Origin of the sequence: Salinactinospora qingdaonensis (genome assembly GCF_039539445.1) — a bacterium.
Taxonomy (GTDB): domain Bacteria; phylum Actinomycetota; class Actinomycetes; order Streptosporangiales; family Streptosporangiaceae; genus Salinactinospora; species Salinactinospora qingdaonensis.
Genome location: NZ_BAABDD010000018.1, coordinates 68,952 through 87,242, shown reverse-complemented (window position 1 = coordinate 87,242; position 18,291 = coordinate 68,952). Strand labels below are relative to the sequence as shown.

The following is an 18,291-nucleotide window of genomic DNA, read 5'->3' as shown; positions in this document are numbered from 1 at the left end:
ATGTATGTCCGTCCGGCGGGCGGAGGCCATGAGGGAGGGGTGGGAGCCAACGGTCATCCGATGTTTCGGCGCCATTTTTCCCCGCGCCACCAGGTCTGTTGGGCACCGACAGCGCACACTTGCGCGCCATGTGGACTCTTGCCCGCTGGCACGCGGCCGGCGGGCCGTCATAAGCACGGGGCAGACCTTGGCGACGTTGGCGGATGTCGCGGCTGGACTTCCCGTGGCCCCGCCGTGGCCGCGTGCCGGCGAAAGCGCGGCGGGAAGTCGCGCGTTATTTACGATTCTCGCTCGTCCTTTGACCGTCCCCTTCGCTTTGCCCGATTCTGCCCAACCGAGGAGGTATTGAGATCCTTCTGACTAGGAGCGCTGTTCCCCGGAGCCCTGAGGAATCACTCCTTTTGAGATGATACGGACGATCTCTCGAAGCTCCGCTTGGAGTGGAAACCTTTCCGCTGGGTTTCGTGACCATCGGTAGAGGGTTCCCAGATAGGCGTCACGTAGCAGGTTTCCCACGCGCTCGGGGTCCACATCTGAGGTGATCTCCCCTTTCTGCTGACCCGTCTTGAATATCTCTGCGAATATCTCGCCGGCATAGGGCTCCTCTAGTATCGGGCGTCCCGCCTTCACCCACGCCTTACCCAGCTTGAGCCAGTAGATTCTACGGCTGGAGCGGGTCGTGGGGGCCGCACTGTTCGTCCGCACCACGCGCGGTGTCCGACTGACCGAAGCGGGGCGTACCTTTCTCAACGGCATCGAGAACATCCCCAGCCAGCTCCGTTCAGCCGTCTCGCCACAGCGACACCGCCTTCCGCCACCTGGGAAGTGGGCGTGTGCTACGACGCGCCAACTGAAGCGTTGACCTGGGGCGAGACGGGCGTGCGGGCCCATTGGTCGCACGGCCGGCGTGAGCAGGCGCCTCCCCGGCTGCAACTGTGCCCAACGCCCTCACGGAGACAGTTGGAGTTGCTTCGCCACGGAGAGCTCAACCTTGCCGTCGTCAGGCTCCCGGCGGAGCAGGGTGCCATGGTTGCCGCCACCGTGTGGGACGAGCCTCTGGGAATCTTGCTGCGCAGCCAGCACACTCTCGCCGGCCTGGAGACGCTGACGTGGGAGGACCTTGTCGAACAGCCTCTGCTCTGGTGCGAGGCCAGGCAGGCGCCGGCCACCGCTTCGTCCCGCATCCTTGCTATCCCCGACGCGATCGCCGGTTCCCCTCCGCTGGGGCAACAGTCCCGGGGAACCGGTCGCTGTGCGCCGACCACGTTCCCCTCGAGGCCGCTGCTCTCCCGCCATCCGGCGTATGACCGGGAAACGCGCTACCCAACCTGGCGACCAGATCGGATAGCGTCCCTTCCTTCTCGCAAGGGTCTCGGCGGTCACCTTCACCCCGTTCGCCGCACCTGGCTCGTTTCCGCGATAGGTTCGGGGCCTCAGCCGTGTTCGGAGATCCGCCGGTAGCCGGCGAGCACGAACGCTCCACCCAGGAGGGCGAGTAGCAACATGACCGTCCCGAAGATGGTGGTGCCCGTCGCCAAGCCGACCGCGTCGCTGAGGTAGCCCGCGGCCACGGGCAGCGTCCCAGCCATGACATAGCCCCCGACGTTGAGGCCGGCGTTGGCCTCGGCCCGCCGCCGGGCGGGAACGTTGGCGCTCAACAGCGACAGTCCCCCGAGTTGGCCCATGCCTTGGCCGGAGCCGGCCAGCAGCGCGGCGAGGACGAGCAGTGGCACCGACGTGGTGTGCATCGCCAGCATGAGCGTGACCATGCTGGCGACCGTACTCATGGCACCGCCGAGCAGGATGCTACGCACCCCTAGCCGCTGCACCGCGAACTGCATTCCTGTAGCCGCCGCGAACATCACGAAGGCCGTCGCGCCCGCGACGATTCGGCTGTCGCTACCGAGTTGCCCGGCCAGAACCGAAGGGCCAAGCGAGAGCACGAATGAGGTCGCGGTGATTCCCGGTGCGAAGACCACGATGCCGAGCATGAGATGGATTCGGTTAGCGGGCGGCACCGAGGGCACGCGCACCCACGAGCCCGCGCCGCGGGTGGCCTCGGCGCTGCCGCGCCGCGCCGGCAGCCACATGACCACGAGGAAGGCCGCCGCCAACAGGACGATCTCGACCATGAAGATCGTGACCTTCGGCCCGGGAAGCGTCTCTGAAAGCACGCCCGCCAGCAAGGGCCCCAGTCCCGCTCCCAGCACCATCGCCGTTGAGGCCAACAGCGAGGCCAGCCGGGTGCGCGAAGCGCCTCCCACATCGGTCACCGCGGCCATACCGGCCGAAACGATAGCGCCGACGGCGACGCCGCTCAGGAAACGCGCTACCACCAACGCGAGGACCGATGAGGCCGTGGCGAAGATCAGACATGCTATGAGCGCCAGCGTCAGCGCCGGTAACAGCACAGGCTTGCGCCCGAGTCGGTCCGAGGCCACCCCCGCCGCGAGCAGCGCCGCGAGCAGGCCGGCGATGTAACTGGTGAAGATCACCGTGAGGGTTCCGTCGGAGAACCCGATCTCCCGCTGCCAGAGTACGTACAACGGGGTGGCGGTGTTGGAGAGGATGAACACCGCTGTCACCGGCCATGCCGCTAACCACACCTTCCATCGCGGCGGGGCGGTGTCCTCCGCGGCGGCCGTCGGTGCCTGCGTCTCGTTTCTCGACAGTGATCGCGTCTGTGCCATTGCGAGTCCTCTCGACAACCCTGTACGAGTAAATTCGAACTGCTACATAGTACGATGATAGTCGTACTGTGTGGATGTCAAGCGAGGAGTGACACCGATGCAACAGCGCGTTGCGGCATCCCCCTCGGCTCCCCAGCAGGAGTCGGCGGAGGATCTCCCCGAGCCACTGCCCGAGCCGGCACCAGAGGAGATGCGGCTGGAGGTGGTCATGGCCGCGCTGAGTGATCCGCTGCGGCTGGAGATCGTGCGGAGGCTCTTGCTGGAGTCAGAAGCTTTCGATCACACCTGTGGCTGGTTCGGATTCGATCGACCGAAGTCTTCCCTCACCCATCACTTCCGTGCACTGCGCGAGGCCGGCCTGATCCGGCAGCGCCAATACGGGCTCGAACGACGTAGCCAGGTCCGGGTTCACGACCTCAACGCCCGTTTTCCCGGCCTGCTCGACCTTGTCGCTGCCTCGCCTTCCCAGGACCTATGAGGCGGCAACGATTCTCTACAGGCAAAGCAAGCCCTGGCTTCGGGCGGGTGTGGCCGCGACGACCGCGCCCGCCTCGCGCCCTTGGCTGACGTACCGTTTGACTTGTTCCTCGTCGCCGAAAGACAGGGCGATTACCGGCGGAGCGTAGCCGAGAACCTGCTCCCACAGGCCAGGGCGCTGGTCGAAGGTGAACATGACACACCCCGCGCCCCACACACCGCCACCGGCCGCCGCCTTCGCTACGTGCTCGTCGATGAAACGCTCGTCGCCGTAACTGACGCCGACCAGCCCCAACCCGCCCGCGGCGGTCACGGCTGAGGTGAGCTCGCTGCCCGACACCGAGCCCATCGGAGCGCAGACCACGGGATGGTCGATTCCTAGCAGTTCGGTCAGCCTCGTATTGATCACGTGTTTCCCCACTATTCGATCCGTTGGATGTGAAGAAAGAATCTCGATGGCGCTTTTCGGGGGTCTCTGGCTGAGCCCCTGTAGTGGCTATAGAATTCTTCGTCTCACCCGATTTGCTCGTTCGGCGTCGTCGCCGTCGAATCCAGATCCTAGGAAAGTGGGGGTGGGTCGTCTAAGACTAAAAAGACGTAGCTGTTATCGGATGCTGCCTATGGCCGGTTCTTTCGCCGCGAGGGAAGTCACAAGAACGGTTTTCGACTATGGGCCGCGCCCCGGCGGTGTCGAGGATGGGAGATGGCGCTGCCGTCGCGGAGTGCAGATAGCGGCTGCCCTGCTCGGCGAGAGCCCGCGCCGCCTTACCGTGGCCGGTTTGAGGGGGTGGGGGCTCACCGCTGCCCCGAACAGCCGGGCGGCCGGCCGGGGCAAGCCCCGGCCGGCCTTTCCCGGCTCCCACCGACCGTCCACGGGCGGCCCCGGGGCCAGTCCCGGGAACCGCCCACCGGTGGGCTCTCCCCCAACCGGGGAAGTTCTCGCTACACCCGTCATCTGGGCGCGGTCGCCGCGCTTGTTCCTTGCCGTCCTCTGGGACACCCGGGCCGCGCCCCGCCGGGGCCTCAGTCGGACGGGGAAGGGCCGCCACCGTCGGTGGCGGCGGGGGGCTCGCCGTCCGCCGCGGGCGGCGCATCCTCGGCGGGGGGAGCGGCGGGCGCGACTGAGGGCGCCGGTTCTGTCGCCGTCGACACGCCGGGGACCCCGTAGCGCTCGCGCAGCCGTTGGGCCAGCTCCGGCTGCCGGCCCTTCTCCAGCAGGCGAGCGAGCCGGTCAACAGCCATCTCCCGCTCGCTGCCGTCGTCTCCGGCCACCGCGTCGATGAAGGCGGGCAAGTGCAGCAGTGGCTCCGCTTCCTCTGCTTCCTCTGCCGTGTCGGCCCGTTGGGCCACCCCCTCGGGTGCGACACCGTTGCCGCTATGGCCGTTCACCGAGAGGGCACCGGCACGAGCGAGCCTCCCCTCGCCGTCGCTCACGTCGGGCACGACCGCCTCGGACCACCGTTCGTGGCGGTGTCCGAGCTCGCCGGCCAGTTCACGGTAGAGCCATGGCACCTCGGTGCCGTTGGCCGCGGCCGACAATCGCGACAATGTGGCGATGTGCCCGAGGGTCTCTTCGATGCGCTCCGGGTCCCGCGCGAGCCACCACACCACCGCCCGCCCCGGGCTGGCGAGCACGTCGTTTTTCAGGTAGGCGCGCCGGTTGCGTTCGATCTCGCGCTGCTGGTTGCGGATCTCCTCGTCTTTGCGCATGTCACGGAGTTGGCGCAACCGTTGAGTGTCCTCGTCGTCCAGCTCCAGGCAGATCTCCTCGGCCCAGACCTCCAGGGCGCCCTCCTCGTGCCACATCACCTGCCCCACCTCGGCGGCGATCTGGTGGCGCGCGATTTCGTAGTCTTCGGGCAACTCCGAGAGCGCCAGCGTTCCCGCCCGCTCCAGGACCAAGCTGGTGGCCATCCCCTCGGCGCCGGTCTCCATGGAGCCGCGCGGGCGCCAGTACACCATCGCCGAGAACAGGAAGTCGTAGTCTTCATGGGCGCTGGGGAGCGCGACCCGGGAGAGCTGCCTGCCCTGGCGCGGCAGTGACACGGGTGGCTGTGCAGCCTCCTCGTCGGGGACCTCCGGCGTCACGACTCTTCTCTCCACGGGGTTCGCTGGGGGCGCGCTCACCCCGCCCAGCCGTACCAGGTGGAAGATCAGCCCTGCGAGCACCACCAGGGCCGGCCCCCATAGCAGCGTCCACCACCCGATCAGCAGTGCCATAGCCGCGAGCGCCAGCGCGGCGGTCACCGCTATCCCCGTCCACGCGAGCCTTTCCTTCGTCATTGCGCGGCCTCTTCCGCCGTGTCCGTCCGATGCGTCGTGTCGAAGGTGAATCCTTGACTGTGGTCGACCCGGTCGGTGAGCAGCTCCGCGGCCCGGCGCCGAGGGAACTGTTCCCGCGGGTTGGGGGCCTCCAGGGCCCAGCGGCGTGCCGCGGTGTAGAGCCGAGCGCAGCACCCGGCCTCAGCGGCGGCTTGCACCATCGGGTCGAGCATGGCGGCCGACCACCGGGGGTTCGCGGCGGAGGATTCCAGCCAGCGCCGGGCGTAGCGGCCGGCCTGTGCTGGGTCGGCCGCCATCACCGCAACCATGGCCGAGGTCAGGAGGTGGTGCGCCGGCTGTGTGGAGGACACCCGGTCCCCCACGCCGGCTATCGGCAGCCCGGGATCGGTGACCCGCCATAGCAGCTCGGTGTCGGCGTCGTGGATGCGCCGTGCCTGCCGGTGCCGCCGTGCCAGCCGGTAGGCCAGGATGCGCAGCAGTACCCCGCGCAACTCCGCGTCGCCACCCGCCAGTTCCATGATCACCCGCTTGGCCTCGTTCGCGATCGATGCGCGCGGGTGGCGCGCCAGGTGGCGCAGCCGGACGAACGCCTGGTCCGGGTAGGTCTCGGCGAGGAACTCGCGGCAGACGACGATCAGTACCTCGGCCAGAGGCGTCGACAGTCCCGGCTCCAGCGCCCACTCCCGAATCCTGGCGCGGGTGGGGTGGTCGGCGTACTCGTCGTCGAGTAGGCGCCCCAGGAGCTGGAGCGCCTGCCGCGGGGCGAAGGGGGCCTCTCCCATCTGCCCGCCTTGGCGGGTCCAGCGCTCCACCATCGCGAACAGCTCCTCGGTGGAGCCGCACCGTAGGTGCTGGTCGGCGAGGCGGTCGGTAATCAGCCCTCGCTCTGCCTCGGAAAGCTCGTGGTGGCGCAGGCAAGCGTCGATCCATTCCTCGAAGCGGCCCCGCAGCCCGGGAAAGTCGTCCCAGAAGCGGTTGCGCATCGCCGCGCCGTAGTTCAGCTTCCGAAACCTCGTCCGCCGTCCCTCCAACGGCACATCCAGTTCCTGGAGCTGGCAGGAGAACCGCTGCCGTTCCAGCTCAGGGAGGTCGTCCTCAGGGGTGGCGACCCGAGGTAGCAGTTCCTCGGCGGCGTAAAACACCCGGTCGGCGGAGCAGCCCTCGAACATGGCCGCTGCGAGCAGCACGGCGCGCTGCCGGCTGGTGCCACACCGGTCGATCTGCCCGGCCACTGATTCGTCCCAGTCTTGCAGCGCGGATCGGGCTTCCTGTAGCCAGTCATGGAACTCTCCTCTCCCCCCATCCCGCTCTCGGGCGTGGTTGATGAGACTGGCCAGGTGGGCGGCTTCCCGCACGTCGGCCGAGCACAGCCACTGCTGCGTCTCCTGTTCTGCCATGACCGTGTCGGCGGGGGTGATCCCCAGGTCAGCCAGGTGCCGCCACAGCACCTCCCTGCCCTCCGGCCGCTGGATATGGGCGACGAGCGAGTCGAATCTGCCCTGTAACGCCCTTTCTTCATCGGGGGAGACCAGCACGACGAGATAGGCGCCGCGGGCGGCTACGCTCGCCCGGTAGGAGCTCAGCTCCCCCTGCAACTCCCGCAGCGGGTAGCCACCGTCGGTCGCTGCGTCCAGCAGCAGCAACTCGGCCGGGTGAATTCTGGTCTCGTCGAGGTAGGGGGCCTCTTCCTGATCGGGCAGCTCGCGGATCTCGCGGCCGACACCTGTGGGGTCGCCCACCACTCCCAGCAGTTGGGTCGCGGTGCCGCGCCGGCCACTGCCCGGCTCGCCGCACAGGAACAGGATTCCGGTCTTCGCCAGCTTCTGGCGCGCCCCGTCGTAGCCCCCCGGGCGTGCGAAGCGGCGCCTGATCTGCGCCACCTCGTCTGCCGGTATCCGCCCGTTACCGTGCCGGGCGCCCACCTGAGTCCGCAACCGCCCATCCAGGTAGCTGCGTAGCTCCTCGAAGTCGAACGTGGCGTTGATCTGCGTGCCGGGGCCCGTGTTCATTGGCCCTCCAGGGGCCGTGGCGACCGTCCCGGCACCGCCCGTCACGGAACCCACCCCTGTCCCGCGCCGTTGGGTGTCGGTCTCGTGAGTCATCACGGCTGCTACTCGCTCTCCTCGGAGGCAGGCTCGGCGCCACTGGTCGTGGTGGCGCTGCCGCCGTTGGCCTGAGTGGCGTCGCCGCTGTTGTTGAACTGTGTGCCGCTGCCGCTGTTCACCGGTGCCTTGGGATCGGTGATCACCGTGCCGACGTCGCCCTCCAGCTTGCCGATACCGGTGTACTCGGTGGACTCCACGTTGTCGCCGATGTGCACGCCATCGGTGATCGTGCCCCCTTGGACCACCCCCTTTGCATTGTGACCGACCCTGTTGACCACACTCGGCGGGTCCGTGGTGTTGGAGGACGGTGCCACCGGGGCCTTGTCCCCGGAGACCGGGGAGTGGGCGACGGGCTCCCCGACGGATTTGCCGGGGACGGCCGTCTCCTGGCCGCCGTTCCCGCTTTCCACGCCGGTAGGGGTGCTGTTAGCCGACGGTTGCGGGATGTAGATGTAGGCTTCGGCCGCGTACTCCTTCTCCGGTATTTGCACGTCGACGGGGGAGAAGCGGCGCTCGTTGAGCCCGACGAACCCGCCGAGGATGGCGTCCTCGTAGACCCGCCGGGAGATGATCGCGGCCAGCAGGGTGATGTCGGGGTCGGAGTGGCTCAGCCCGGCGCGCACCGGTTTGGAGTCCAACAGGCGGTGGGTGTCGTTCATCGCTCGACCGATGCCGTCGCTGGTGGCCTCGCCTCCGCTGTCGGGCAACGGCCCCAGTTCGATACTTGCTCGCAACCGCAGTCGCAACTGCCGATCCTGGGAAGCCAGCGCCGGCTGAGCCTCCTCCAGCACTTCCTGTAGGTACCCCAGCAGCGGATGGACCAGGAAAGGCAGGTACTCCGGAGCCACCCCGATCACATAGCCGTCGCCGGTGCTCTGCGGAAAGCTCGCGTCGTGCCACAGCTCCGCCAGGTCACTACGCCGAAACGCCTCTTCCAATACGGTGAGCATCGTTCCGCTGAGGAGTTGCTGGTGGAGTGAGGACGTTCGGGTGTACTTCTCGGTGTCCACCGCCATAACAGCCCGGTACGGCGGCATGAGGGAGCTAGTGCGTAGTGGGCGAAATACGTCGGTCATACTGTGATCTCTCCTGATAGGGGACAGGGGTAGTTCGAGCGCGTACCCCCGACTCTCACAGGGGCCTTCGGTCCGCTGTGGCCGAAAGTGAACACAACGGGGCAGTTTTGCCGAGATCCCCTTCATTCCGTGCCCGCGGCCAGTTGCCTGAGCCGGTCCACGTCGAGGATGGAGATGTACTGCCTGCCGGTTCGGACGACGTTGAGCGACCGCAGCTTGGTGAACCCCGTGGCCATCGCCGTGCGTGACAGGCCCACCGACTTTCCCAGCTCTTCTTGGGACAGCCCGAGCCTGAGCATGGCCCCTCGCCTGCCGTTCTCCCCGCTGGGGAAGGTCGCGGAATCGATATCGCCGCCCACGAGATCGACGAGCCGCAGCAGGGTCGCGGCGAGCCGCTGCCCGGAGGGCAACGCCATCATCTCCGCGCGCAGCGAATCGCTCTCGCTCTGCCGCGACACCACGTGCTGCCACAGCACGCCCTCCAGGCCCATGCTCCGTGCCAGCAGCCGAAACTGTTCGCTGGTGAGCACGCGGGTCAGGCACGGACCCCCCAAAGCGGTCACCGTCGCTGTCCGCGACAGCCCTGACAGGGCCGCCAACTCTCCGAGCGACTCCCCGGGGCCGCGCACCGCCAGCAGCACCTCAGCGCCGTCGGGGTGCACCATGGAAACTTTGACGGTGCCCTCCACGAGGAGGAATACCGTCCTGTCACGGTCGCCTTGGTGGATGATCATTTCACCGTCGCTGTACTTTCGTGTGCTCCCGCTTTTGAGGAACTGCGACCACTGCTCATCCGACAGCAGGCCGCCGAAACCCTGTCTGCCCAACACATGCCTCCAACGTTTCGGTCACCGAAGGAAAGTTCCGTAACCACGTGGACAAGTCGACACCACGGGATACGTCACTAGGACCCGCCAACTGGGTGCGGATTGTGCTTTTTTGCCAGGATGCGGTACCGGTTCCGGTTACTTTGGCTGTCACCGGGACTTATCAGACGACCGTGGGCAAAGTGGTGGTTCCATCGGTGACCCGGCGGGGTGTGGTCTCATGGCGATGTCCGCTGCGGCATACGTGAATTCAGTGGATCTTGTTTCTTGTCCGGGGGGTTGGTGGTCCTGTTGATTATTGTTTCTTTTGTCCTTTTTGTGGGGTCTTATGTGTGTTGAACGTGCCCATGGCAGGCCAATGGTTGACAAGTTGGCACGCTGGCACGGGCGTGGCTAAGGTCGCTGCTCTCGCATGAATCCGCGCACTATGACGGCCAGCGGGGCGGGAGGGTTCCAGTGTTACTGGGAACCAATCAGTTGTTCGGCCGTAAAGAGGCGGCCGGCTTTGCCGAAGAATCCATGCGACGGACCTGGGAAGATGGTGAGCGATTCCCGACCCTGATCTTTCAGGGCAGGCGGGGAAGCGGGAAGACGATGCTCCTCGACGCCCTGGCCGAAGATTTCAAGCAAGGCACCCCTTACGCCCACATCGACCTCCTGGACCACGAAAGAAACCATGGGGCGTACGTGACGGGCGTGCTTTCTGAGATTTCTTTTCAGTTCAGGAAGGCGCGTTACAACTTCCTCGGGATGCTGAAGTTTTCCCGGTTGGCCACCGGCCGCGCGGTGCAGCAGGTCCACCTCGGCGAAGTTGAACCCGACCACGCGGAAAGGGTGATCAGGGAACAGTTGAAGCTCCAGGCCAAAGGTCAGCAGATCCAGTAGATCCTGCGCTCCACGGTCGCCTACGCGCTGCCCGGGCCGCTCAACAGCATCACCAGGCCAATGTCCACCAACGTTTGCGAGCTGCTGACCCGCATGGGGCCTGAGATCAGCCCCGACCGCGCCACGCGGGCCGGACCGCTCCACGAGAGCACCGGCGGACACCCCCAGCCGACCCGCATCAGGGGCGCGGCCCTCGTTGGAACCTCCTCAAGCATGCACGCCCTCACCCCCGAGCAGCAGTAGGGTGCGGGCGGGCCGGCTCCGCGGCGGCAGCGGTCGCTCCGTCCGGTCACCGGTGGGGTGAGGGGCCCTCGGTGGCGGCCGGCGGGCCAGTCGACTCGCGGATGACGAGCCGGCCCGGTTGGCGGATGACGCCGTGGAGCTGGTCGCCGTTTAACACGCCGAAGAGGTGCTCCACCGCCGTGGCGCCGAGCTGCTGGAGGTTCAAATCCACCGTCGTCAGCGGCGGCCGGCACTCGGCGGCGAAGACCTCCCAGTTGTCGTAGCCCACGATCGCCACATCCTCGGGCACCCGCCGCCCCAGATCACGCAGGCCCTCGACGACACCGGTCGCGATCTGGTCGCTGCCGCAAAAGATCGCGTCGACATCGGGGGCGCGGCCGAGCAGGATACTGGCCGCCTGGCGCCCCCAGCGCTGTGACCAGTCGCCGTAAAGCGGGGCGCCGCCGGCCAGGGGCAACCCCTGCTCCTCCAGGATGGCCTGTAGGCCCGAGGCCCGGTCGCGTGCGGCTCGGTAGGTCTGCTCCCCGGTGATGTGGCCGACGCGGCGCCGGCCCAGTGAGACGAGGTGCTCGCCCGCCAGACGGGCGCCGCCTTCGTCGTCGGCCAGGAACGACAGGTCGTCGGGGGCGTCGGACTCGCCGTAGACGTAGGCCACCGGTACCGGGATCTCGCTGGTCAGGGAGGGGCGGATGTCGTTTCTGTCGCCGAGGATGATGAGCCCGTCGACCTGCCGGGCCACGAGGGTGCTGATGTAGTGGCGGCGCCGGATCGCGTCGCCCCGAGCGTCGCACAGCAGCACCGACATCTGCTCGTTCCCCAGCGCGTTCTCCACTCCCAGCAGGATCGGGATGGCAAACCGCCCCCCGAGCTCGTCGGTGATCAACCCGATCATCCGGGTGCGCCCCGAGGTGAGCCCGCGGGCGAGCGCATTGGGCTGGAACGCCAACTCCTCGGCGGCCTTCAGGACGCGCCTGCGGGTGGCGGGGGCGACCTCGCCGCGCGAGTTGAGCGCTTTCGAGGCGGTCGCCGATGACACACCGGCGAGCTGGGCGACGTCACCGAGGGTGGCCGAAGAGGAACGCTTTCTATTCACCGAAAACCTTTCGAGTCTTTTCCGGCTCCTCAGATGGCCCAAGGGTTCCAGGGTGAGCTGGACGAGCCGCCCCAAGGGTGGTCTCTCGACCTTAACCGATTTCGGTTTTTCATTGACATGAGGGAAAGCTACTGCTTGGCTTTACGAAAGCGGTTTCGTTATGTGGGGCGAATCACAACCGTGGCCCCAAGGCAAACGAGTCCACGAGGGGAGCGGGAGCGATGGCGCGCAGGGGCAGAAGCACGCGAACACGGTGGTCCGCAGCCACGGCGGCTCTCCCCGCTGTGCCCCCGGCCTCGACGGCGGGGCTGCCACCTTCCCCCGCATGATCTGCTTCCTGCTGCCGCAACGGCACTACGTCGGTGGCGTCACCTCCGGTGCCCGCAAGGGATGACCACCGTAGCCGCGACCAGCGCCGCACATCCACCGCCGAATGCGAAGGATTCTATGACCGAGTCCATTGCGCAGGCCGAGGCCACCTCCTCGCCGCTGCCCGACCCCACCGGCGGTCGGCCGGTTACCCCCACCCGCCGGACTCTGCGCCCCCTCGGATTGGGGGAAGTGCGCGTCACTGGTGGCTTCTGGGGGCGACGCCAGCGGGTCAACGGCGACGCGACACTCCAGCACTGCCGCCACTGGATGGACCACCTCGGCTGGACCACCAACTTCACCGACCCCGCCGGGCCGGGTTCCGCGCAACGACGCGGCCGGGAGTTCTCCGACTCCGAGGTCTACAAGATGCTTGAAGCGATGGCCTGGGAAACCGGCCGCTCCACCGAGTTCGCGCAGCGGTGGAACAGCCACATCGACGAACTGACCGCCGCCATCGCGAACGCGCAGGCCCCCGACGGCTACGTCAACACCGCCTTCGGCGGCCATGGCCGGCGCCCCCGCTACACCGACCTCAACTTCGGCCATGAGCTGTACTGCACCGGCCACCTGATCCAGGCCGCCGTCGCCCGCGCCCGTACCTATGGCCCCGACCCGCTGCTCGACGTCGCCCGCCGCGCCGCCGACCACGTCTGCGCCACCTTCGGCCCCCACGGGATACAGAGCGTGGGAGGCCACCCCGAGATCGAGCCCGCCCTGGTCGAGTTGGCCCGCCTCACCGGAGAGCAGCGTTACCTCGACCAGGCCGCGCTTTTCGTCGAGCGCCGCGGCCATCGCCGACTGCCCGAGCACGAGGCGGGGTGGCCCTACTTCCAAGACGACATCCCTGTGCGCCACGCCAACGTGTTGCGCGGCCACGCCGTGCGCGCCCTCTACCTGTCCTGCGGTGCCGTGGACACCGCCGTCGAGACCGGCGACACCGAACTGCTGGAGGCGGTGGCCGCCCAGTACGAGCGCACTCTCGCCCGCCGTACCTACATCACCGGCGGGATGGGCTCCCACCACGCCGGCGAGTCCTTCGGCGACGACTTCGTGCTCCCCGCCGACCGCGCCTACTCCGAGACGTGCGCGGGCGTGGCCTCGATGATGCTGGCCTGGCGGCTGCTGCTGGCCACCGGCGAACCCCGCTATGCCGATGCCATCGAGCGTGTGCTCTACAACGTCATCGCCACCTCCGTGGCCGACGACGGCACATCGTTCTTTTACGCCAACACCTTGCACCAGCGTGTGCCCACCGAACCCGTCGCCCCCGACAAGGAGTCGCTGCGCTTTGGCGGTGGGTCGCGCGCGCCCTGGTTCGAGGTTTCCTGCTGCCTGCCCAACGTGGCCCGAACCCTGGCCTCCCTGGGCGGTTACCTGGTCACCGCCGACGCCGAGGGTGTGCAGCTCCACCAGTACACCGACGCCGAGGTGCGCACCCGGCTCGACGACGGCCGCCCCGTGGGCCTACAGGTCCGCACCGACTACCCCGAGACCGGCACCATCGTCATCCGCGTCACCGAGACCGGCGACGGGCCGTGGAGCCTCACACTGCGCGTGCCCGAGTGGGTCTCCGGGGCGGTGCTCAGCGGCGCCGTGGGGCGGCGTTCCGTGGAGCCCGGCACGGTGGTGGTGCGCCGCGCGTTCACCGTCGGTGAGGAGCTGCGGCTGGAGCTGCCCATGTCGCCCCGGTGGACCTTCCCCGATCCGCGTATCGACGCGGTGCGCGGTTGTGTCGCCGTCGAACGGGGGCCCCTCGTGCTGTGCGCCGAATCCACCGACCAAGACGGTGCCCCGGACGCCGTTGACCTGGACAGTCTGCGGATAGACACCGGCGTTCGCCCCCGCGACGCCGCCAGCGGAGCCACCGTCTCCGGCCGGTTCCAACCCCCGGCCGGAGACGGCCTGCCCTACTACCCCAGCCAACCCCCCAGAGGGGAGGCTCACCCCCAGTCCATCCGCCTCGTGCCCTACTACCGCTGGGCACGGCGCGGACCATCGACGATGCGGGTCTGGTTGCCCAAGGACGACTGAGCCGGCCGACCCGCCCCCGCGGGGCGTGCGCGCGAGCGCGGCGCCTGGTCCACGGTGTCGTATCCGGCCCCCAGCGATTGGGGGCAGTTCGGGGCGACGGTGTCGACGCCGGTGGACCTCAACGCGGGCTACAACGTCATCTGCTTGGTCAAGGGGGCTCCGTACTTCTCCGGTGCCACCGGCTACGCCGAGTTGGACTACATCGAACTGAACCGAGCCCACGCCCTCGAATCGCGGTGAGCATCCCCGGCCCGCCACGCAGGAGGGGAGCCGCGTATCCGGGGGTGGTGGTCAGGCCACGACCGGCCTTGCCCACCACCCCTCGTCCTGTCACTCGTGCTCCTCGGAGTCCTCGTCGGCGGAGGGCTCCGAGGAGCGTTTGGGCGGGCGCCCCCGGCGGGGGAGGGTGCCCGTGCCGCGGGGCATGCGGCCGGATTCGTCCAGGGCACGGCGGAGCAGGAACTCAATCTGAGCGTTGGTGCTGCGCAGTTCGTCGCCGGCCCATCGGGCGAGCGCGTCGTGTACGGCGGGATCGAGCCGTAGCAGGACCTTCTTCCGCTCGGCCAAGGTGAAAGCGCCCTTCCGCTACTGGTAGAGCGTCCCGGTGTTGACGACCGGGTTGGCGGGCCGGTCCGAGCACAGCACCACCAGCAGGTTGCTGACCATGCTGGCCTTGCGCTCCTCGTCCAACTCCACGACCTCCTCCTCGGAGAGCCGCTGTAGGGCCAGGTCGACCATGCCCACCGCTCCCGACACGATCTCGCGGCGGGCGGCGACCACCGCGCTGGCCTGCTGGCGTTGCAGCATCGCCTGCGCGATCTCCTGGGCGTAGGCCAGGTGGGTGAAGCGGGCCTCGACGATGCGCACTCCCGCCGAGGCCACCCGCTCGGTGATCTCGGCCGACAGTTGCTCGGTGATCTTTTCGGCGTTGTCGCGCAGCGACAGCACGTCGGAGTCGTGGGAGTCGTAGGGGTAGCGGTTGGCGATGTGGCGCACCCCGGCCTCGGTTTGGGTGGACACGAACTGCACGAAGTCGTCGACCTCGAAGACGGCCCGCGCAGTGTCGGCCACGTGCCAGACCACGACGGCGGCGATGTCGATCGGGTTGCCGTCCGCGTCGTTGACCTTCATCACCGAGGTCTCGTGGTTGCGGATGCGGGTGGAGACCGCGGTGCGCGTGGTCAGCGGGAGCACCCAGCGCAACCCGTCCTGGCGGACGGTGCCGATGTAGCGCCCGAGGAACTGCACCACGCGGGCCTCGTTGGGGGCGACGATGGTCAGGCCGTGGAACGCGATGCCGGCGGCCAGGGCGATCACCACGCCGAGAACGATCAACACGATCCCGCCCTCATCGGCGGCGGCATAGATCACCAGCGCCACGCCGGCCACGAAGCTCGCGAGGGCGGCCAGGGCGAAGGCGAAGCCCGGCATGCCGAAGGCGCGGTGCTCGCGGTACTGGGGCTCGGGCATCTCGACGCCCGTTCCCGTAGGGTTCGTCGTTTCCATGGGGCTCTCCTTGTGACCGTGCTGGCGTCCACGCTACTTGATGACATGAGCATAGCATTGTGATATCACTTTTTTAGGACAACCTCTGGGAGTGAACATGCCGACACCATTGGCAGACCAAGCAGGGGCGGGCGGACAAGTGCGGTTGCGGCCACCGCGCAACCGGGTCGACCGCCGCGCCATCGCGTACTGGACCTCGCGTGGCCTCCTCGTCTCGGCCGTCGCAGTGACGGTTCCCGCCGTCGCCGCGGTCGTGGTGGGGGGCCTAACGCCCACCTCCGGCTGGGCCGACTGGCTGTGGGGGCTCGCCGCCCTGGTGGCCCTGCCGGCGCTCGCCGTCACCCTGGTCATGCCGCAGTGGCGCTACCGGGTCCACCGCTGGGAGACCACCGACGACGCCGTCTACACCCTGGCCGGCTGGCTCTGGCAGGAGTGGCGGGTGGCCCCCATGTCGCGCATCCAGACCGTCGACACCCAGCGGGGGCCACTACAGCGACTGTTCGGGCTGTCGACCGTCACGGTCACCACCGCCTCCGCCGCCGGTGCGCTGAGCATCGACGGTTTGGACGCCGAGCGGGCCGCTGCTGTGGCCGAGCGGCTCACCGAGGTAACCCAGGCGACGGAGGGAGACGCGACATGACGGGCCTCGACATTGAGGAAATCCAGGACACGCGGTGGCACCGGCTCAGCCCGCTCACCATCGGGGCGGGCGCCATCGCCGTCGTGGCGCTGATCGGGCTGCCCGCCCTGGCCGCCGCCGTCATCCTCGCTCTCGTCGGGCTGTTGCTGTGGGCGGTCCTCACTCCGCTCGCCGCGGCTTTGCTGAGCGTTGCGCTCGTCGGCACCGCCGTACTGCGCTACCGTCGCACCCACTACCGGGTGACCGGGGAGCGCATGGAGATGCGCTCCGGCCTGCTCTCCCGCACCCACCTTTCCCTGCCACGAGAGCGTATCCGCAGCGTCGACCTTGCCACGCCCGTGTGGGCGCGCCCGCTCGGACTGTGCCAAGTGACCGTAGGAACCGGGCAGAGCAGCCACTCCCACAGCGACGAGTTGAAACTCGCCTACGTCTCCGCCGCCGACGGCGACCGGCTCCGCCGCGACCTGCTCGCGCGCGCCGCGCCCTCACCCCAAGCCCCGACCGCGCAACGGCAGGCGCGCCGCAATGCCTCCCCAGTGCTGGCCGAGATGCGTCCCGCCTGGTTCGGCTACGGGTTCGCCGCGCAAGGCCCGGCGGCGGTCGCCTACCCCATGGTCGTGGGCGGGACCGCCTCGTTCAGCGAACTCCTCTTCCAGTGGGCGCTGCGCCTCTACCTCCCGACGGGGCAGGCCCCCGGTATAGGCGCAGTAGTGGCGATCGTCCTCACTCTCGCCGCTGGTTCGGTCGTGGTCGGTGCGGTTGTGGCCATGGTGCTGCATATCGAAGCCTGGTCCAACTACCGGCTCACCCGCGAACCCGACGGAACGCTGCGAGTCACGCGCGGGCTGCTTAACCTGTCCTCGGTGTCGATCGAGGAGCGGCGGCTCCGCGGGGTACGGTTGTGCACCCCGCTGCCGCTGCGCTGGTTCGGTGCCGCCACCGTCGCCGCCATCGCTTCGGGGCTCGGCCAGGAGGGCGGCAAGAATTCAGGACTGGTGCCCAAGCGCTCGCTGTCGCCGGACGTGCCCCGCGAGGAGGCCGAACGTATCGCCGGCCGGGCCCTGCCCGGAGCCGCTTTCGGCACCCTGACCGCTCACCCCAGCGCCGCTCTGCGCCGTCGGCTCGTGCGCGCCGGCGTGGCGGTCGTGGGCCTGGCCGGGGCGACGGTGGCACTCGTGCTACTCACCTCCGCCCATTCCCGCCTGCCCGAGGTGCCGCTGTGGAGCGCGGCCGTGGTCTTCGTGCTCAGCGCGCCGATCGCCGCGCTGTACGCCTGGGGAAGTTACCGGGGTCTGGGTCATGGCCTGTCCGAGCGTCACCTCTACCTGCGCCGCGGCATGCTGGCCCGCTCGACGGCGGTGCTCAACCGCGACGCGGTCATCGGCTGGACGATCAGGCGCTCACCGCTGCAACGCCGCGCCGGGCTCGCCACGATCGGCGCGACCATCGCCGCCGACGAGGGAGTGTGCCACGCCGTCGACGCCGCCACCGGTCAGGGGTTGGCGCTGGCCGAAGAAGCCGTCCCCGGCCTGCTTACCCCCTTCCTGGAACGCGACTGACCGGGGTGTGTTTTGAGCGGTGGGGCGGCGCGGGAGCAGCGGGCCGGTCCGCCAAGGAAAGTGGCGTTTGGCTGGTTGAACGGGATCTCGGCTCGGTGCCGCCGAAAACGGGCCCACGTGTCCCCCCGGGGGCTTTGGTGCGCGGGAAGCGTGTGGGGTGTCCCCGCCGCTCGTGCCTCGATCGCTTCGCGATCTCAGCAGCCCAGGGTGGGCTGTCCCCGAGGTGAGGCCAACACCATGACAGGGCAGACAGGGCTCAACGCCTTCCGGCGCGCCCTCAGCCACCCCGCCGCCGAGACGCCGCGCCGTCGCCGTATCCTCCACAACAGCAGCGCCCTTTGAGGCTGCCGAGATCGCGAAGCGATCGAGGCACGAGTGAACAGTGTCCTTTCCAGTCGGAGCGCCTCCCGGTCCCTATCTGCGATCCACCCACCTCATCCCGGCGTGATACCCCCATAGAAGCCCCCCTTGGCGGGCGCTCCGCGCGGCCGGAGCGCCGTGCCG

Annotated in this window: 20 protein-coding genes; 10 read left to right on the top strand and 10 right to left on the bottom strand. The window is 68.5% G+C overall.

Features of this window, described 5'->3' with window-relative positions; translation table 11 throughout:
* Window positions 1–360: 360 nt before the first annotated feature.
* A complete protein-coding gene (locus ABD848_RS25055; RefSeq protein ID WP_425567592.1) occupies window positions 361–756 on the bottom strand; it encodes a hypothetical protein in 396 nt (131 codons plus the stop codon).
* Here ABD848_RS25055 and ABD848_RS17555 point away from each other — a divergent pair.
* Together ABD848_RS17555 and ABD848_RS25050 are read left to right on the top strand one after the other, a co-directional pair.
* Window positions 659–862, top strand: a complete 204-nt coding sequence (locus ABD848_RS17555) for a LysR family transcriptional regulator (RefSeq protein ID WP_344973359.1) — start codon at window positions 659–661, stop codon at window positions 860–862. The two genes, ABD848_RS25055 and ABD848_RS17555, sit on opposite strands and share 98 nt — an antisense overlap.
* The gene (locus ABD848_RS25050; protein ID WP_425567591.1) at window positions 826–1,461 is read left to right on the top strand and encodes a LysR substrate-binding domain-containing protein; all 636 of its coding nucleotides are present in this window, start codon (window positions 826–828) and stop codon (window positions 1,459–1,461) included. Before ABD848_RS17555 ends, ABD848_RS25050 begins: the two co-directional genes overlap by 37 nt.
* On the opposite strand, the gene ABD848_RS17550 is transcribed toward ABD848_RS25050, so the two are convergent.
* Window positions 1,434–2,690 carry an MFS transporter gene (locus ABD848_RS17550; RefSeq protein WP_344973324.1) on the bottom strand — a complete coding sequence of 419 codons (1,257 nt, stop codon included), beginning with the start codon at window positions 2,688–2,690 and terminating at the stop codon, window positions 1,434–1,436. The genes ABD848_RS25050 and ABD848_RS17550 overlap by 28 nt on opposite strands.
* Before the next feature lie 97 nt (window positions 2,691–2,787).
* Here ABD848_RS17550 and ABD848_RS17545 point away from each other — a divergent pair, with 97 nt between their 5' ends.
* Complete coding sequence (locus ABD848_RS17545) at window positions 2,788–3,168, top strand: ArsR/SmtB family transcription factor (RefSeq protein WP_344973322.1); 381 nt, start codon at window positions 2,788–2,790, stop codon at window positions 3,166–3,168.
* A gap of 15 nt (window positions 3,169–3,183) precedes the next feature.
* Here ABD848_RS17545 and ABD848_RS17540 read toward each other — a convergent pair whose 3' ends face one another.
* The 5 genes from ABD848_RS17540 to ABD848_RS17520 all read right to left on the bottom strand — a co-directional run bounded on the left by ABD848_RS17540 (window position 3,184) and on the right by ABD848_RS17520 (window position 9,461).
* Window positions 3,184–3,576, bottom strand: coding sequence for a nitronate monooxygenase (locus ABD848_RS17540; RefSeq protein ID WP_344973320.1), 393 nt, complete (start codon window positions 3,574–3,576; stop codon window positions 3,184–3,186).
* A gap of 614 nt (window positions 3,577–4,190) precedes the next feature.
* Window positions 4,191–5,450: a hypothetical protein gene (locus ABD848_RS17535; RefSeq protein WP_344973318.1), complete on the bottom strand. Its 1,260-nt coding sequence runs from the start codon at window positions 5,448–5,450 to the stop codon at window positions 4,191–4,193.
* Window positions 5,447–7,459 (bottom strand): hypothetical protein, encoded by a 2,013-nt coding sequence (locus ABD848_RS17530; RefSeq protein ID WP_344973316.1) that lies wholly within the window; start codon window positions 7,457–7,459, stop codon window positions 5,447–5,449. The genes ABD848_RS17535 and ABD848_RS17530 overlap by 4 nt, the downstream gene beginning before the upstream one ends.
* Before the next feature lie 101 nt (window positions 7,460–7,560).
* Window positions 7,561–8,631, bottom strand: coding sequence for a hypothetical protein (locus ABD848_RS17525; protein ID WP_344973314.1), 1,071 nt, complete (start codon window positions 8,629–8,631; stop codon window positions 7,561–7,563).
* A gap of 122 nt (window positions 8,632–8,753) precedes the next feature.
* Complete coding sequence (locus ABD848_RS17520) at window positions 8,754–9,461, bottom strand: Crp/Fnr family transcriptional regulator (RefSeq protein ID WP_344973312.1); 708 nt, start codon at window positions 9,459–9,461, stop codon at window positions 8,754–8,756.
* Between the two features lie 453 nt (window positions 9,462–9,914).
* On the opposite strand from ABD848_RS17520, the gene ABD848_RS17515 reads away from it, so the two are divergent.
* Entirely contained in the window at window positions 9,915–10,343 is a 429-nt protein-coding gene (locus tag ABD848_RS17515) for a hypothetical protein (protein ID WP_344973310.1), read from the top strand.
* A 60-nt stretch (window positions 10,344–10,403) separates the two neighbouring features.
* The gene (locus ABD848_RS17510) at window positions 10,404–10,586 is read left to right on the top strand and encodes a hypothetical protein (RefSeq protein WP_344973308.1); all 183 of its coding nucleotides are present in this window, start codon (window positions 10,404–10,406) and stop codon (window positions 10,584–10,586) included.
* A gap of 46 nt (window positions 10,587–10,632) precedes the next feature.
* Here the strand turns inward: ABD848_RS17510 and ABD848_RS17505 are convergent, their stop codons facing one another.
* Complete coding sequence (locus ABD848_RS17505; protein ID WP_344973306.1) at window positions 10,633–11,679, bottom strand: LacI family DNA-binding transcriptional regulator; 1,047 nt, start codon at window positions 11,677–11,679, stop codon at window positions 10,633–10,635.
* 253 nt (window positions 11,680–11,932) lie between these two features.
* Here ABD848_RS17505 and ABD848_RS17500 point away from each other — a divergent pair, with 253 nt between their 5' ends.
* The 3 genes from ABD848_RS17500 to ABD848_RS17490 all read left to right on the top strand — a co-directional run bounded on the left by ABD848_RS17500 (window position 11,933) and on the right by ABD848_RS17490 (window position 14,322).
* Window positions 11,933–12,073: a hypothetical protein gene (locus ABD848_RS17500; RefSeq protein WP_344973304.1), complete on the top strand. Its 141-nt coding sequence runs from the start codon at window positions 11,933–11,935 to the stop codon at window positions 12,071–12,073.
* A 53-nt stretch (window positions 12,074–12,126) separates the two neighbouring features.
* The gene (locus ABD848_RS17495; RefSeq protein WP_344973302.1) at window positions 12,127–14,082 is read left to right on the top strand and encodes a glycoside hydrolase family 127 protein; all 1,956 of its coding nucleotides are present in this window, start codon (window positions 12,127–12,129) and stop codon (window positions 14,080–14,082) included.
* A 111-nt stretch (window positions 14,083–14,193) separates the two neighbouring features.
* Window positions 14,194–14,322: a hypothetical protein gene (locus ABD848_RS17490; protein ID WP_344973300.1), complete on the top strand. Its 129-nt coding sequence runs from the start codon at window positions 14,194–14,196 to the stop codon at window positions 14,320–14,322.
* A 90-nt stretch (window positions 14,323–14,412) separates the two neighbouring features.
* Here the strand turns inward: ABD848_RS17490 and ABD848_RS17485 are convergent, their stop codons facing one another.
* Both ABD848_RS17485 and ABD848_RS17480 read right to left on the bottom strand, forming a co-directional pair.
* The gene (locus ABD848_RS17485; protein WP_344973298.1) at window positions 14,413–14,649 is read right to left on the bottom strand and encodes a type II toxin-antitoxin system antitoxin; all 237 of its coding nucleotides are present in this window, start codon (window positions 14,647–14,649) and stop codon (window positions 14,413–14,415) included.
* A gap of 18 nt (window positions 14,650–14,667) precedes the next feature.
* The gene (locus ABD848_RS17480; protein ID WP_344973295.1) at window positions 14,668–15,588 is read right to left on the bottom strand and encodes an SPFH domain-containing protein; all 921 of its coding nucleotides are present in this window, start codon (window positions 15,586–15,588) and stop codon (window positions 14,668–14,670) included.
* A gap of 97 nt (window positions 15,589–15,685) precedes the next feature.
* Here ABD848_RS17480 and ABD848_RS17475 point away from each other — a divergent pair, with 97 nt between their 5' ends.
* Window positions 15,686–16,228, top strand: coding sequence for a PH domain-containing protein (locus tag ABD848_RS17475; protein ID WP_344973293.1), 543 nt, complete (start codon window positions 15,686–15,688; stop codon window positions 16,226–16,228).
* Window positions 16,225–17,787 carry a PH domain-containing protein gene (locus ABD848_RS17470; RefSeq protein WP_344973290.1) on the top strand — a complete coding sequence of 521 codons (1,563 nt, stop codon included), beginning with the start codon at window positions 16,225–16,227 and terminating at the stop codon, window positions 17,785–17,787. Before ABD848_RS17475 ends, ABD848_RS17470 begins: the two co-directional genes overlap by 4 nt.
* Window positions 17,788–18,291 lie beyond the last annotated feature (504 nt).

Excerpts from the sequence above, each read along its gene's own strand:
- ABD848_RS25055 (WP_425567592.1), bottom strand. The coding sequence starts at position 756 with ATGCCGTTGAGAAAGGTACGCCCCGCTTCGGTCAGTCGGACACCGCGC.
- ABD848_RS17550 (WP_344973324.1), bottom strand. The coding sequence starts at position 2,690 with ATGGCACAGACGCGATCACTGTCGAGAAACGAGACGCAGGCACCGACG.
- ABD848_RS17545 (WP_344973322.1), top strand. The coding sequence starts at position 2,788 with ATGCAACAGCGCGTTGCGGCATCCCCCTCGGCTCCCCAGCAGGAGTCG.
- ABD848_RS17535 (WP_344973318.1), bottom strand. The coding sequence starts at position 5,450 with ATGACGAAGGAAAGGCTCGCGTGGACGGGGATAGCGGTGACCGCCGCG.
- ABD848_RS17530 (WP_344973316.1), bottom strand. The coding sequence starts at position 7,459 with ATGAACACGGGCCCCGGCACGCAGATCAACGCCACGTTCGACTTCGAG.
- ABD848_RS17525 (WP_344973314.1), bottom strand. The coding sequence starts at position 8,631 with ATGACCGACGTATTTCGCCCACTACGCACTAGCTCCCTCATGCCGCCG.
- ABD848_RS17510 (WP_344973308.1), top strand. The coding sequence starts at position 10,404 with ATGTCCACCAACGTTTGCGAGCTGCTGACCCGCATGGGGCCTGAGATC.
- ABD848_RS17495 (WP_344973302.1), top strand. The coding sequence starts at position 12,127 with ATGACCGAGTCCATTGCGCAGGCCGAGGCCACCTCCTCGCCGCTGCCC.
- ABD848_RS17480 (WP_344973295.1), bottom strand. The coding sequence starts at position 15,588 with ATGGAAACGACGAACCCTACGGGAACGGGCGTCGAGATGCCCGAGCCC.
- ABD848_RS17475 (WP_344973293.1), top strand. The coding sequence starts at position 15,686 with ATGCCGACACCATTGGCAGACCAAGCAGGGGCGGGCGGACAAGTGCGG.
- ABD848_RS17470 (WP_344973290.1), top strand. The coding sequence starts at position 16,225 with ATGACGGGCCTCGACATTGAGGAAATCCAGGACACGCGGTGGCACCGG.